The organism is Bacillus sp. Medicinal_06, from assembly GCF_056711665.1.
The window spans coordinates 1-373 of sequence record NZ_JBWYHD010000076.1 but is presented as its reverse complement, the minus strand read 5'-3'; the positions used below and the strand labels follow the sequence as shown (position 1 = coordinate 373).

The window sequence follows — 373 nt, the reverse complement described above, 5'->3', positions numbered from 1 at the left end:
ATAAAGATGGACACACATTGGATATTCAACTTCGTAAAAAACGGGATCATCAGGCTGCCTATGCCTTCATGAAAAGATTAGTAAAACATTTTGGAGAACCTACGGTTCTCACTACAGACAAAGCGCCGGCATTACTTTTCGCATTTAACAAATTAAGAAAACAAGGATTTTATCAGACTACAATCCATCGTACAATCAAACATTTTAATAATCTCATAGAGCAGGATCATAGGCATGTAAAGAGACGGGTTCTGTTGCAAAGTTTCCGAAGACATAAAGAGATGGAGAATATTGTGGACCAGTTTTATGAAACTATTAATAATTCATGTAATGCGTTATACGTCGAAAAAACGAAGTTTGGTTGAAGACTTCG

At 35.9% G+C, this 373-nt stretch carries 1 pseudogene; it reads left to right on the top strand.

Annotated features, from left to right (window positions below):
* Positions 1-248, top strand: a pseudogene (locus AC1M36_RS28565) (DDE-type integrase/transposase/recombinase); the annotation flags it as partial.
* Positions 249-373: the final 125 nt, after the last annotated feature.